This is a genomic window from Streptomyces monashensis (genome assembly GCF_001866665.1).
Classification (GTDB): Bacteria; Actinomycetota; Actinomycetes; order Streptomycetales; family Streptomycetaceae; genus Streptomyces; species Streptomyces monashensis.
Map to the genome: position 1 here is coordinate 70,665 of NZ_MLYO01000035.1, position 14,004 is coordinate 84,668.

Sequence of the window (14,004 nt, forward strand, 5' to 3'; positions counted from 1 at the left end):
GAACAACCGACCGTAGCCGATCAGCGCCGGAGAGTCACTCCGGCGCCGTGCCGCCAACTCGGCCCGCGGAGGGCCGGGTTACGTCCACGGCGGCCACCGGGCCGGATGCCTCGCGGCACCCTCGCCGGCAGCCCCCGCGACGCCGGTGGCCCTACAGCACCGGCAGGTTCTTCCGCAGCTCGAACGCCGTGACCTCCGAGCGGTACTCGTGCCACTCGGCCTGCTTGTTGCGCAGGAAGAAGTCGAAGACGTGCTCGCCGAGGGTCTCGGCGACCAGGTCGCTGCGTTCCATCAGGGCGAGGGCCTCGCCCAGGTTCTGGGGCAGGGGCTCGATGCCCATCGCGCGGCGTTCGGCGTCGGAGAGGGCCCAGACGTCGTCCTCGGCGCCGGGCGGGAGTTCGTAGCCCTCCTCGATGCCCTTCAGGCCGGAGGCCAGGAGCAGGGCGTAGGCCAGGTAGGGGTTGGCACCCGAGTCCAGGGAGCGGACCTCCACGCGCGCGGAGCCGGTCTTGCCGGGCTTGTACATGGGGACGCGGACCAGGGCGCTGCGGTTGTTGTGGCCCCAGCAGATGTACGACGGGGCCTCGCCGCCGGCGCCGGCCGTGCGCTCGGAGCCTCCCCAGATGCGCTTGTAGGAGTTCACCCACTGGTTGGTGACCGCCGAGATCTCCGCCGCGTGCCTGAGCAGACCCGCGATGAAGGAACGGCCGACCTTGGAGAGCTGGTACTCGGCGCCCGACTCGTAGAACGCGTTGCGGTCGCCCTCGAAGAGGGACAGGTGGGTGTGCATGCCGGAGCCCGGGTGCTCGGAGAAGGGCTTCGGCATGAAGGTCGCCTGCACCCCCTGCTCCAGGGCCACCTGCTTCATGACCAGGCGGAACGTCATGATGTTGTCGGCCGTGGAGAGCGCGTCGGCGTAGCGCAGGTCGATCTCCTGCTGGCCGGGGGCGCCCTCGTGGTGGGAGAACTCGACCGAGATGCCCATCGACTCCAGCATGGTGATCGCCTGGCGGCGGAAGTCCATGCCGACGTTGGTCGGGGTGTGGTCGAAGTAGCCCGAGTTGTCGGCCGGGGTGGGGCGGGTGCCGTCCAGCGGGCGGTCCTTCAGCAGGAAGAACTCGATCTCCGGGTGGGTGTAGAAGGTGAAGCCCAGGTCGGAGGTGCGGGCCAGGGCGCGCTTGAGGACGTAGCGCGGGTCCGCGAAGGACGGGGAGCCGTCCGGCATGAGGATGTCGCAGAACATGCGGGCGGTGCCGGGGGTCTCGGCGCGCCACGGCAGGACCTGGAAGGTGGAGGGGTCCGGCTTGGCGATCATGTCGGACTCGTAGACGCGGGCGAAGCCCTCGATGGCGGAGCCGTCGAAGCCGATGCCCTCGTCGAAGGCCTGCTCCAGCTCTGCGGGGGCCACGGCGACGGACTTGAGGAAGCCCAGCACGTCCGTGAACCACAGGCGTACGAACCGGATGTCGCGCTCCTCCAACGTCCGGAGCACGAACTCCTGCTGCTTGTCCATCTTCCGCTTCCCCATCCTTGCTGGTCAGGCCGTCTTCACGCGCGATGGCGGGAGACGGTCGGGCACCCGAGCATCACACCACAACAGCGTTTCGAGCGCGTTGCGGACCTTGATCGCCCGGGCGTCCTCGGCCTGAACGGCTCTCGTACGACAGGTGTACTGCCGTCTCTCGCCCATCTTGCCCGCTCGGACCGGCATTCGTCATGGCCGGGTCCACGCGGGACGTGAGGCAGACCACCTCCATTTAATTTGCATCTCAGATGCAAGTTTTCATAGCGTGGCGATCAGTCGAGATGTGAAGAGATCCGACGAGATCCGAGGAGATCCGATGCTGTCCGAGCAGTCCGCGAGCACCGTCCGCGCCACCCTTCCCGCCGTCGGCGCGGCCATCGGCGAGATCACCGAGCGCTTCTACGCGCGGCTCTTCGCCGCCCGCCCCGAGCTGCTGCGCGACCTGTTCAACCGGGGCAACCAGGCCTCCGGCGCCCAGAAGCAGGCCCTCGCCGGCTCCATCGCCGCGTTCGCCACGCATCTCGTCCAGCACCCGGAGCAGCGGCCCGACGCCATGCTCGGCCGGATCGCGCACAAGCACGCCTCCCTGGGTGTGGCCCCCGACCACTATCCGATCGTCCACGAGCACCTCTTCGCCGCGATCGCCGAGGTCCTCGGCGAGGCCGTCACGCCCGAGGTGGCCGCGGCCTGGGACGAGGTCTACTGGCTGATGGCCAACGCACTCATCGCCATCGAGAAGCGGCTGTACGAGGAGAGCGGCAGCACGGAGCGGCGGCCGTGGGAGGTCGTGGAGCGCATCGAGGAGACGGCGGACGTCGCCACCTTCCGGCTGCGCCCGGCCGACGGCGGCCCGGTGCGCGGCTTCCGGGCCGGCCAGTACGTCTCCGTCCAGGTCGAACTGCCCGACGGCGCCCGCCAGATACGGCAGTACAGCCTGTCCGGCGCGTCGGAGGAGACGGTGCGCCAGTTCAGCGTCAAGCGCGTGGCGGGCGACGGCGGGGCTCCCGACGGCGAGGTCTCGAACCACCTCCACGCGCGCGTGCGGGCCGGTGACGTCGTGCACCTGTCCGAGCCGTACGGCGACCTCGTCCTCGGCGACACCGAGGACCGCCCCCTGCTGCTCGCCTCCGCGGGCATCGGGGTGACCCCGATGGTCGCGATGCTCGCCGCGCTGGCCGCCGACGGCCACCAGGCGCCGGTCACCGTCGTGCACGGCGACCGCTCCCCCGCCGACCACGCCCTGCGCACCGACCACGAGGCCTACGCCGCGAAGCTCCCGGACGCCTCGGTCCACCTCTTCTACGAGCGAGACGCCGAGCCCGGCACCCGCACCGGCCTGGTCGACCTCGCCGACGTGGGCGTGGCCCCCGGCACGCGCGCGTACCTGTGCGGCCCGCTGCCCTTCATGCGCGCGGTCCGCACCCAGCTGATCGACAAGGGCGTGGCCCCGGCCGACATCCACTACGAGGTGTTCGGTCCGGACCTGTGGCTGGCGCGGCAGGCCGGCTGAGGGGATCGGCCCCGGTCGTGTCCGGCGGCCGCCTCGGTCACGCGCGCACCACAGCGCCGCCGGTGAACGCCGCGCGGCGCAGGCCGTCAGCCGCCGGGCGCCCGGGAGATCCCCAGCAGCAGGCGTCCCGTCGGCTCCGCGACGATCTCCCCGATCGTGATCGGGTCCAGGCTGGCGTAGAACGCCTCCTGGGCCCGTCGCAGCGCGCCCCGCAGCCGGCAGCCGGAACGCAGCGGGCACGGCGTCGCGCCCTCGCACTCGACCACGTCGCCGTCGCCCTCGAAGACGCGCACGACCGCGCCCACCGACGCCGTACGGCCCTTCTCGGTGAGCGCGAGGCCGCCGCCCCGGCCGCGCCGGGCGTCCACCAAGCCCAGGTGCTGGAGTTCGGCGACGACCTTCGCGGCATGCGTGTAGGGCACCTCCATGTCCGCCGCCACCTGGCGGGTGGTGGGCGTGGCGTCGGCGGCGACGGCGAGTCGCATCAGGACCCGCAGGGCCAGGTCGGTGGAGCGCAGGAGCCGCATACCGCGAGCCTAGGTAATACGCATCCAGGGTTCAAATTATCTGTTCGCTGTCGCGCCCTACGGTGCGGCACGGGTTCCCCACTACGATCAGCACGCCCCACCCGACCCGTCCCTTTCCCCAGAAGGACACACGCCTCATGGGTTCCGCCAAGAACAACAGCAGCGCGGCGCGCACGGCGCGCATAGAGGAGATGCGACGCGCGGAGCGCGCCCGCGAGCGCCGCAACCGGATCCTGGTCGTCGCCGCGAGCGTGGTGGTCGTCGCCGCTCTCGTGGTCGGCGGAGTGGTCGTCATGAACTCCCGGTCCGCCTCGACCAAGACGTCGGACACGGCGAGCGACAGCAAGAACGGCGGGACCTCCGGTGACTCCGGGCACTTCGTCGAGGGCAAGGACGGGGTGATGACCTGGAGCGGCACCCTGTCGCGCACGCACGTGACGACGAACGTGTCGTACCCGATGCACCCGCCGGTCGGCGGCAACCACAACCCGGTCTGGCTGAACTGCAACGGCGACGTCTACACCGAGCCGGTGCAGGACGAGAACGCCGTGCACGCGCTGGAGCACGGCGCCGTCTGGGTGACGTACACCGCCAAGGCGGACAAGGCGGACGTCGACGCGCTCGCGGCGAAGGTGAAGCAGACGCCGTACTCGCTGATGAGCCCGTACGAGAACCAGGCCGCGCCGCTGATCCTGTCGGCGTGGGGTCGCCAGGTGACCGTGAAGAGCGCGAAGGACCCCGAGGTCGCCAAGTTCTTCGCCGCCTATGTGCAGGGCCCGCAGACGCCCGAGCCGGGTGCCTCGTGCACCGGCGGAGCCATGAAGTGATCCGCCGGCGCATCGGCTGGCTCGCCGGGGCCGCGGCGGCGGTGCTCGTCGCGGCCGGCGGGGTCACGTACGCGGTCGCCGAGGATTCGGGCGTCGGTGGGACGCGGTTGACGGTGCCCGGCGCGGAGTCGGCGGACGCCGGCTTCGCCCGGGACATGGCCGTGCACCACCAGCAGGCCGTCGAGATGTCGTACATCGTCCGCGACCGCACGACGAACGCGGACGTCCGGCGGCTCGCCTACGACATCGCGCAGACGCAGGCCAACCAGCGCGGCATGCTGCTCGGCTGGCTGGATCTGTGGGGGCTGCCGAAGGTGTCGGCCAAGCCGCCGATGGCCTGGATGGGCATGGGCGACATGCCCGAGCGCGGCGACGGCTCGCTGATGCCGGGGATGGCGACCGACACGGAGCTGAGGAAGCTCCAGTCGCTGAGTGGGAAGCAGGCCGAGATCTTCTACCTCCAGCTGATGACGGACCACCACAAGGGCGGCATCCACATGGCCGAGGGGTGCGTGGCCAGGTGCACGGTCGACGTGGAGAAACGGCTCGCGCAGGGCATGGTCGACGCCCAGCAGTCGGAGCTTCAGGTGATGGCCGGGATGCTCAAGGAGCGGGGAGCGAAGCCGCGTTCGTGATCGCGCATGTGAAAAGCGGGCGGGCAGTTGTGAACAGGGGGCAAGCGGTTTCGTAACGCAGTCGTAAGGATAAAGAGGCTCAAATCGCCCCACCTGACGGGCACTTGAGCGTCTCTTGACCTTTTCGTTCCCCTGGCATGAACGGTTCATCGGAGAGAGTGACCCCCATCGTGTGATCCATACGGTCGGCCGAACCGCCGCCGGGCCGGCACGCGGACCGCATGACGTACCGACCACGACATGCATGCGAACCGCATCGCAGGGGGTTCTATGAGATCCAACCGCGCCAAGCTGCGCACCGTGAGCATGGCAGCCACGCTGCCCATGATCGCCGGTGCGCTGGCGCTGGGCATACCCGCGGCCCACGCCGCGGACAGCCCCGCTCGTCAGTCCCTGAAGGGCACCAAGCCCCTCTGGGCGACGGCCAAGGCGGACAAGGGTGCGACCGCGAACAGCGCCCAGGTGAACGCCAAGGTCTACCTGGCCGGCAAGGACGCGGCGGGCCTCGCCGCGTACGCCAGGGCCGTGTCCGACCCCAGCTCGCCGCAGTACGGCAAGTACCTGAGCGCCAAGTCGACACAGGCCCGTTTCGGGGCCACCAAGGCCCAGGTGGCCGCGGTCAAGTCCTGGCTGACGTCGGCCGGGCTGAAGGTCACCGAGGTCACCCAGCACTACGTCGCCGTCTCCGGTGACGTGGCCGCCGCCGAGAAGGCGTTCGGCACCCAGCTGCACAACTATGCCAAGGGTGCGAAGACCTACCGCGCCCCCGCGCAGGCCGCCTCGGTCCCGGCCGGCCTGAAGGGCGCCGTCCTGACCGTCACCGGCCTGGACAGCGCTCCGCACATGGCGAACCACGACGACACGCTGCCGGCGCCGGACGCCGTGTTCAAGAACGCCGGCCCGTTCTCGTCGTACTACGGCTCGAACATCGCGAGCACGCTGCCGGACGCGTACGGCCAGAAGATCCCGTACGCCATCAAGGGCTACACGGGCAAGCAGCTGCGCGCCGCCTACGGCGCCGGCACCTACACCGGCAAGGGCGTCCGCGTCGCCATCACCGACGCCTATGCCTCGCCGACCATCGCCTACGACGCCGGCACGTACGCGGCGAAGAACGGCGACCAGGCCTGGAAGACCAGCCAGCTGCACCAGTCGCTGCCGGACAACTGGACCAGGACCACCGAGTGCAAGGCGGCCGGCTGGTACGGCGAGGAGACCCTCGACGTCGAGGCCGTGCACGCCGTGGCCCCGAACGCCGACGTCACGTACGTCGGTGCGGCCTCCTGCTACGACGACGACCTGCTCGGCGCGCTCAGCAAGGTGGTCGACAACCACCTCGCCGACATCGTCTCCAACTCCTGGGGCGACGTCGAGGCCAGCCAGACCCCGGACCTCGCGGCCGCCTACGACCAGGTCTTCCAGCTGGGCGCGGTGCAGGGCATCGGCTTCTACTTCTCCTCCGGCGACAACGGCGACGAGGTCGCCAACACCGGCACGAAGCAGGTCGACACCCCGGCCAACTCCGCCTGGGTGACCGCGGTCGGCGGTACGTCCCTGGCCGTCGGCAAGGGCGACACGTACCAGTGGGAGACCGGCTGGGGTACCGAGAAGGCGACCCTGTCGGCCGACGGCAAGAGCTGGACGGGCTTCCCCGGCGCCTTCACCTCGGGCGCGGGCGGCGGCACCAGCAAGACGGTGGCGCAGCCGTACTACCAGAAGGGCGTCGTCCCGGACGCGCTCGCGAAGGCGAACGGCACCACCGCCAACCGCGTCGTCCCGGACATCGCGGCCATCGCCGACCCGAACACCGGCTTCCTGGTCGGCCAGACCCAGACCTTCCCGGACGGGTCGCAGCAGTACAGCGAGTACCGCATCGGCGGCACGTCGCTGGCCGCGCCGACCATCGCGGCCATCCAGGCCCTGGCCCAGGAGGCGCGCGGCAAGGCGATCGGCTTCGCCAACCCGACGATCTACGCCGACTACGGTAAGAAGGGCGTCTTCCACGACGTCACGGACAACCCGACGGGCTCCGGCCTGGCGGTCGCCCGCGTGGACTTCGCCAACGGCCTGGACGCCAAGGGCGGCCTGCTGTACTCGGTCCGCAGCCTCGGCAAGGACAGCTCGCTGTCCGCGACGAAGGGCTACGACGACGTGACGGGCGTCGGCTCTCCGGCCGCCGGCTACGTGCTGTCGTACGCGAAGGCCGCGAAGAAGCACTGACGCTCCACCGAGCGGCGGGGGCGTGGGGTCCTGACGGACCCCACGCCCCCTTCCTTCTTCTCCGGGGGAGCCTTGCGGGCGGGGCCGTTTAGCACGACTCGCCCCACCGCATAAGCACCGACACGTTTTGACGACGGGTGAGAGGAGGTCCACAGATCACCCCGAAGGGCTAATAGTATTTCAATCCCACCTTTTCTGCGGCGAATTGATCTCCTACCGCCCTGCGCGAAACGCGGTACTCGACGCCACAAATACCCCGATTGGCTCTCTGGTGGCACTCTCCTGAAATTGCCGACATGTCAGATCTCAGTACTTTTGATCTCGAACCGGCCGACGGTCGGCATCTCCGAGAGACGAGACAGGAGCACCACAATGAAGCTCGCCCGTTCCACCATGATGGCAGGCGCCGTCGCAGGCGCTGCGGGTCTTGCCGTGACCGGCATCACCTACGCCTCCGCGGCCTCCGCCCCAGCCCCGCAGGCGGCCCCGGCCGCCGCTGTCTCCGCCCCCCTCGGCGGCAACGGCAGCAACAACAACCAGAACAACAACAACGAAAACTGGGGCAAGGGCAACGAGGGCAAGGGCAACGAGGGGCGCGGGGGCGGTGAGCGCAGGGAGCACAGGGAGGGCCGCGTCTTCATCAACGAGCGGTCCTACTCCGCGCACCCCGGTGACTGCATCACCGTTGTCAGCGGCCTGGGTGCCAAGAGCCTGAACATCCGCAACGACAGCCACCGGACCGTCGAGGTGTTCCGTGGGGCGGTCTGCGACAACGGCGCTCCGATCGCCACCGTCGGCCCCTTCAGCGACAGCAACGGCGTGCACGCGTGCCCGCCCGAGGGCGTCCACGTCGAGCACGGTGTGCTGGCCAGCTTCCGTGTGGTCCGGCACCACGGCCACGGCGGGGACTGGGACTAGTCCGACGCCGACCCCGTGATACGGAACCCCGGCCCGCCGCAATCGGGCCGGGGATTCCGTCCCCGTCATTGTCCGACACCCCCGCGCCGTGCACACCCTGCCGAGCCGCACGCCAGACACCTCAGCCTGTCGTACGGGCGGCCGTCTCTGCCCTCACCAGCCGACCCTTCCTGGTGCCAACCACCCGACCGCCTCCTGTGGGCGCTACCCCCGTGGCGTGGCCGCCGGCCTCCTTCCCCGGCGTAACCCCACCCCGAACGGGTGAGAAAGGGCGCGCACGTCACCTCGGCGGAAGCGGCACGGCGCAGTGGTCGTCCCGGCCTCCCCGCCCGCTGTCCGGCGGCCGGGGAGGCACCCTTCGTATCCGCGACACCGCAGGGTGAGCGAGGTGAGCATGCGCCTGGTGGAGGACACGAGCGACGACACCTACGTCCTGGACATCCTCGACATCACGTTGACCCCCGCATTGCCGTGGCTCGGGCGCCAGGTCCGTTGGGAGATGAGCGGTCGCCTCAAGGAAACCGTCGACCTGACCCGGGTTACCTGCAATGTGATCATGAAGTTCGGTCCGGTGAAGATGCTGGACCGGAGCTACCGGCTGCCCGACCTGCTGGCGCGCATAGGAGCGAGACTGCCCGGTGACCCGAGGCTGCCGGCCGGGCCGTGGCAGCAGACGTGGACGCTTCGGATTCCCGAGACGGTGCCGGTGGCCCGGCACCGGATCCGGCTGCGCGCACGGACGGGAACCGGGAAGAACTTCCTCGCCCTGGACATCCCTGTGGACTTCAGCTGCAAGTTCCGTCCGGTCGCGGCGACCTGCGGCGGCAGCTCACGCGTGCTGCACAGCACGCGCCGCCGCTGACCGTCGGCCCTGCCTGCCCGTCCCGGGACGGGCAGGCAGGGCCGGAGTCAGTGGTGCAGCGCCGCCGGCTCGTCCGGCATGTGGGAGGTGACGATCCGCCCCGCCGAGGGGATCCCCCGGCGCCGGTCCACCGCGTACGCCACGCTCGCCACGCCCAGCCCCAGTACGGCCAGAGCCGCGCCGGCCGGTGCCGGGGACGTGACGCCGAAGCCGGCCGCGATGGCCAGGCCGCCGATCCAGGCGCCGCCGGCGTTGGCCAGGTTGAAGGCCGCCTGGTTGGCCGAGGAGGCCAGGGACGGGGCCGCCGAGGCCTTCTCCATGACCATCAGCTGGAGCGGGGAGCCGGTGATGAACGCCGCCGTGCCCAGCAGGGTCACCGCCAGGGCCGCGCTCCACTCCGCCCGCATCAGCAGCGGGAACAGCGCCAGCACCGCGCCCAGGGACGCCAGGCCGCCGAAGAGCGTGCCGCGCAGGGAGTGGTCCGCCAGCCGGCCGCCCAGCAGGTTGCCCGCCGTCGCGCCCACTCCGAACAGCGCCAGGAGCAGGGTCACGTTCGACTCGGCGAAGCCGGCCGACTCCGTCAGCATCGGGGTGACGTAGCTGTACGCCGCGAAGAGCGCGCCGAAGCCCGCCACCGTCGTACCGAGGGCCAGCCAGACCGGCAGTGACCTCAGCGCCGCCAGTTCGCCGCGCAGGCCCGTCGACGGGGCGGCGTGGCCGCCGTCCCGCGGGATCAGCAGGGCGAGCGCGGCGATGGCCGCGAGGCCGATCGCGCTCACGCCCAGGAAGGTCGCCCGCCAGCCGAGGTGCTGGCCCATCAGCGTGGCCGCCGGGACGCCCGCGATGTTGGCGACGGTCAGGCCGAGGAACATCAGCGACACGGAGCGGGCCTTGCGCTCCGGGGCGACCATCGAGGTCGCGACGACCGCGCCGACACCGAAGAAGGCGCCGTGCGGCAGACCGCTGAGGAAGCGGGCCGCGAGGAGCGAGTCGTCGCCCGGGGCGAACGCCGACAGGGCGTTGCCCACGACGAACAGTCCCATCAGGGCGATCAGGACCGTACGGCGGGACATCCGGGCCGTCACGGCGGCGAGCAGCGGGGCGCCGATCACGACGCCCAGCGCGTAGGCAGAGACCAGGTGTCCGGCCGCTGGGATGGAGATGTGCAGGTCGTCCGCGACGTCGGGCAGCAGGCCCATCATCACGAACTCGGTCGTACCGATTCCGAACGCGCCGACGGCCAGGGCGAGCAGGGCCAGGGGCATGAAGGGCCTTTGCCTTTCAGGGAGAGGGGGTTCCGTACAGTCTAAGTTCAGCTACGGAACAAAGTCTCTCAGGCCCGGTATTCCGACGGGTTACGACGACGTGTCCAGCTTCACACGGGCCGCCACCGGGAGGTGGTCGCTGCCCGTGCGCGGCAGGGTCCAGGAGCTCGTGGGCTGGATGCCCTTGACCATGATCTGGTCGATCCGCGCCATCGGGAACGACGCCGGCCAGCTGAAGCCGAATCCGCTTCCCGCCGCGCCCTGCGTGGAGCGCATCTGGGACGTGACCGCGTTGAGCGAGCGGTCGTTCATCGTACCGTTCAGATCGCCGAGCAGGATCACGCGCTTCAGCGGCTCCGCGGCGATGGCCTCCCCCAGCGCGTCGGCGCTCGTGTCGCGCTGCCGCGCGGTGAAGCCGGCCTCCACCTTCACCCGGACCGAGGGCATGTGGGCGACGTACACCGCGATCGGGCCCTCGGGCGTCGTCACGGTGGCGCGCATCGCCCGCTTCCAGCCGAGCTTGATGTCGACGGCCTGGACGTCGGTCATCGGGTACTTGCTCCACAGCCCGACCGTGCCGACGACCGCGTGGTGCTTGTACGTCGGCGCGAGCGCCTTCTCGTAGACGGGTACGGCGGTGTTCGGGACCTCCTCGAGGGCCAGCACGTCGGCGCCGGAGGCGGCGACGGCGGTGGCCGTCCCGGTGGGGTCGGGGTTCTCGGCGTTGACGTTGTGCGTGGCCACCATCAGGTTGCCGCCCGATCCGGTGCGGTCGACGATCAGCCCGCCGAAGAGGTTCAGCCACACGAGCACCGGGAGGAGCAGCGCGAGCAGGGCCGTCGCCGACCTGCGGAGCACGGCGCAGACCAGCAGCAGCGGGATGGCGAGGCCCAGCCAGGGCAGGAAGGTCTCCGTGAGGCTGCCGAGGTTGCCCACCTGGTTGGGGACGTGCGAGTGCAGCAGCATCACCAGGGCCAGCAGCAGCGCGAGGACCGCGAGGACGATGCCCCGGCGCCAGACGCGCGGGTCGCCGCGCCAGCCGGTGAACAGGCGTCGGAGCCGGGATCCAGGTCGCTTCGGCCCCGAGCCGTCGCCCACCGTCTCCGAAACGTACGCCTGCTGCGCCATACCGTCTGCCTCACTGCCTGCCGTGCACGCCGTCGTTCCCCCGCGCTGCTGTCGACCCTAGGGGATGATCGGCTCTGGTCCCGCCGTCCCGTGACGGCCGTTCGGAAGTCGAGGACGAACGGGTCGGGGCCGCGAGTTCCGTTCACCCTGGGACAGGCGTGGTCTGTGACGAAACGCGCACATGGATGCTACGAGGCTGTCGACCTGACGGGACGCAGGCCTTCGAGGACCGTGTCGACGATCTCCTCCGCGAGGCCCTCGGGCAACTCGCCGTCGGGGCGCAGGGTGCTGCGGACGAGCATGGGGCCGACGAACAGGTCGTTGGCCAGTTCGAGGTCGATGTCCGGCCGGAGTTCGCCGCTCTCCTGCCCCCGGCGCAGCACCTGCATGACGAGTTCCCGGCGGGGGGCGACGACGCCGGCGTGGTACGCGGACCAGATCTTGGGGCTGGACTTCATCTGGGCGTACACGTTGTGCAGGATCGCCGAGGAGCGGGTGGCGAGGCCGCGCCGGCGCAGGGACTCCAGCAGGGTGACGAGGTCGTCGCGCAGGCCGGTGCCGGGGAGTTCGGGGTCGGGCGGCTCGGCGGCGCGCACGACGTCGATGAACAGCTCGTCCTTGCCGTTCCAGCGGCGGTAGATGGTGGCCTTGCCGACCCCGGCCGTGCGGGCGACGCGCTCGATGGAGAGCTCGGCGAGGGGGACGCCGTCCTCCAGGAGCTTCATCACGCCTTCGAGAATGGCGCGTTCGACGGCCTCGCTGCGGGGCCTGCCCCGTGCGGGTCCGCAGGGTCGCAGCCGGCCGTCGGTGTCGCGGTCGGTGCCGCTGCCGGTGTCGGCAAGGCTCACGTCGTTCCCGTCCTCTCACTGCGCTGCGGGAATGGTCCCGCAGCCGCCTCCTTCCCCCGTGGATGGCCGTGTCCGGCCCTGTCCGTCTTCCTGCCGTGCTCCGCGTCAGTCCGCGGCCGCGACCAACTCCGTCTCCTTCTGCCCTTCCTGACCGGCCGTCGGCCTGCCCGGCAGGAACAGGACGGTCACCACGGCGCCGATCAGCGCGACGCCGGTACCGCACAGCGCGGTGACGTGCATGGCGTGCAGGAACGCGTCGTTGGCGGGCGTGACGAGGGCCTTGCCCTGCGGGCCGAGCTTGCCGGCGATGCCGAGGGTGGCCTCGATGGACTCGCCGGCCTTCTCGCGCAGGGCGGGCGGCAGCAGGCCGAGCTTGCCCTCGACGCCGTTGCGGTACGACGTGGCGAGCACCGAGCCGAGTACGGCGATGCCGAGCGCGCCGCCGACCTGGCGGAAGGTGTTGCTCAGCGCCGAGGCCGAACCGGCCTTCTCGCGCGGCAGGGCCTGCATGATGACGACCGAGGTCGGCGTCATGATGTGCGCCATGCCGGTGCCCATGAGGAAGAAGATCACCTCCAGCAGCCAGATGGGGGTGTCGGCCTCGAAGGTGGCGAACGCGGCGAGCGTCGCGGCGATCAGCACCAGGCCCGCGGTGGTGGTGGCCCGGTTGCCGAACCGGTCGACCACCAGCCGGGCGCGCGGCGCGAAGATCATCTGCGCGGCGGCCAGCGGCAGCATCAGCACGCCGGACTTCAGCGGCGAGTAGCCGCGCACGCTCTGGGTGTAGAAGACCGAGAAGAAGGTGACGCCCATCAGCGCGAAGAAGACCAGCGCGATGGCGGCCATGGCGGCCGAGAAGACCTTGTTCTTGAAGTAGGTGACGTCGAGCGACGGGTGGTCGCTGCGCTTCTCGAAGATCACGAAGCCGACGAGGACGACGACGCCGGCACCGGCCGTCGCCAGCACCTTCGGGTCGGTGAAGTCGGCCAGCTCGCCGCCCTTGATGATGCCGTAGACCAGCAGGACGAGGCCGACGACGGACAGGACCACGCCGACCGGGTCGAGGCGGCCCGGCCGGGGGTCGCGGGAGTCGGGCACCAGCCAGGCCATCAAGGCCAGCGCGACGATCACGATCGGCACGTTGATGAGGAAGACCGAGCCCCACCAGAAGTGGTCGAGGAGGGCGCCGCCGGTGATCGGGCCGATGGCGATGGCGAGGCCGACGCCGCCGGCCCAGATGCCGATGGCCTTCGGCTGCTCCTCGCGCTCGAAGACGTTCATCAGGACGGCGAGCGTGGCGGGCATCACGAAGGCGGCGCCGAGGGCCATCAGCGCGCGGAACGCGATCAGCTGGGCCGGGGAGCCGGACTCGGCGGCCAGCGCGGAGCCGATGCCGAACACGGCGATGCCGCCGATCAGCACCTTCTTGCGGCCGAGGCGGTCGCCGACGAGGCCGGCCGTGAACAGCAGCCCGGCGAAGACGAGGGTGTAGGCGTTGATCGCCCACTCGATCTGCCCCTGGCTGGCACCGAGGCCGGTGGGCGCCGGGGTGGAGATGGTCTTGATGGCGACGTTCAGGATCGAGTTGTCGAGCACCACGATGAGCAGGCTCAGCATCAGGACGCCGAGGATCGCCCATCGGCGCCGGTGCACCGCTTCCGGTATTCGGGAGGCAGGGACGGGACTTGTCATGTGTTCGAGGCTACGCACATTTCGATACGGAACGGTCTCGTATCTAA

At 70.5% G+C, this 14,004-nt stretch carries 12 protein-coding genes; 6 read left to right on the plus strand and 6 right to left on the minus strand.

Annotated features, from left to right (window positions below):
- Positions 1 to 151 precede the first annotated feature (151 nt).
- The gene (locus tag BIV23_RS21475) at positions 152 to 1,513 is read right to left on the minus strand and encodes a glutamine synthetase family protein (protein ID WP_071382540.1); all 1,362 of its coding nucleotides are present in this window, start codon (positions 1,511 to 1,513) and stop codon (positions 152 to 154) included.
- 328 nt (positions 1,514 to 1,841) lie between these two features.
- Between BIV23_RS21475 and BIV23_RS21480 the strand changes: the two genes are divergently transcribed.
- Complete coding sequence (locus BIV23_RS21480; protein WP_071382541.1) at positions 1,842 to 3,035, plus strand: globin domain-containing protein; 1,194 nt, start codon at positions 1,842 to 1,844, stop codon at positions 3,033 to 3,035.
- Positions 3,036 to 3,121: 86 nt separating this feature from the next.
- Here BIV23_RS21480 and BIV23_RS21485 read toward each other — a convergent pair whose 3' ends face one another.
- The gene (locus tag BIV23_RS21485) at positions 3,122 to 3,562 is read right to left on the minus strand and encodes an RrF2 family transcriptional regulator (RefSeq protein ID WP_071382542.1); all 441 of its coding nucleotides are present in this window, start codon (positions 3,560 to 3,562) and stop codon (positions 3,122 to 3,124) included.
- A gap of 137 nt (positions 3,563 to 3,699) precedes the next feature.
- Between BIV23_RS21485 and BIV23_RS21490 the strand changes: the two genes are divergently transcribed.
- The 5 genes from BIV23_RS21490 to BIV23_RS21510 all read left to right on the plus strand — a co-directional run bounded on the left by BIV23_RS21490 (position 3,700) and on the right by BIV23_RS21510 (position 9,024).
- On the plus strand, positions 3,700 to 4,389 hold the full coding sequence (locus BIV23_RS21490) for a thioredoxin-like domain-containing protein (RefSeq protein WP_071382543.1): 690 nt from the start codon (positions 3,700 to 3,702) through the stop codon (positions 4,387 to 4,389).
- Complete coding sequence (locus tag BIV23_RS21495) at positions 4,386 to 5,024, plus strand: DUF305 domain-containing protein (RefSeq protein ID WP_071382544.1); 639 nt, start codon at positions 4,386 to 4,388, stop codon at positions 5,022 to 5,024. Before BIV23_RS21490 ends, BIV23_RS21495 begins: the two co-directional genes overlap by 4 nt.
- Positions 5,025 to 5,294: 270 nt before the next feature.
- Complete coding sequence (locus tag BIV23_RS21500; protein ID WP_071382545.1) at positions 5,295 to 7,244, plus strand: S53 family peptidase; 1,950 nt, start codon at positions 5,295 to 5,297, stop codon at positions 7,242 to 7,244.
- A 372-nt stretch (positions 7,245 to 7,616) separates the two neighbouring features.
- Complete coding sequence (locus BIV23_RS21505) at positions 7,617 to 8,162, plus strand: hypothetical protein (RefSeq protein WP_071382546.1); 546 nt, start codon at positions 7,617 to 7,619, stop codon at positions 8,160 to 8,162.
- A gap of 394 nt (positions 8,163 to 8,556) precedes the next feature.
- A complete protein-coding gene (locus BIV23_RS21510) occupies positions 8,557 to 9,024 on the plus strand; it encodes a hypothetical protein (protein WP_245790599.1) in 468 nt (155 codons plus the stop codon).
- A gap of 47 nt (positions 9,025 to 9,071) precedes the next feature.
- Here the strand turns inward: BIV23_RS21510 and BIV23_RS21515 are convergent, their stop codons facing one another.
- The 4 genes from BIV23_RS21515 to BIV23_RS21530 all read right to left on the minus strand — a co-directional run bounded on the left by BIV23_RS21515 (position 9,072) and on the right by BIV23_RS21530 (position 13,957).
- Positions 9,072 to 10,289: an MFS transporter gene (locus BIV23_RS21515; protein ID WP_071382547.1), complete on the minus strand. Its 1,218-nt coding sequence runs from the start codon at positions 10,287 to 10,289 to the stop codon at positions 9,072 to 9,074.
- A gap of 90 nt (positions 10,290 to 10,379) precedes the next feature.
- A complete protein-coding gene (locus BIV23_RS21520) occupies positions 10,380 to 11,417 on the minus strand; it encodes an endonuclease/exonuclease/phosphatase family protein (protein ID WP_079173281.1) in 1,038 nt (345 codons plus the stop codon).
- A 188-nt stretch (positions 11,418 to 11,605) separates the two neighbouring features.
- Positions 11,606 to 12,265 (minus strand): TetR/AcrR family transcriptional regulator, encoded by a 660-nt coding sequence (locus BIV23_RS21525; protein ID WP_425443507.1) that lies wholly within the window; start codon positions 12,263 to 12,265, stop codon positions 11,606 to 11,608.
- Between the two features lie 105 nt (positions 12,266 to 12,370).
- A complete protein-coding gene (locus BIV23_RS21530) occupies positions 12,371 to 13,957 on the minus strand; it encodes an MFS transporter (protein WP_177239984.1) in 1,587 nt (528 codons plus the stop codon).
- Between the last annotated feature and the right edge of the window lie 47 nt (positions 13,958 to 14,004).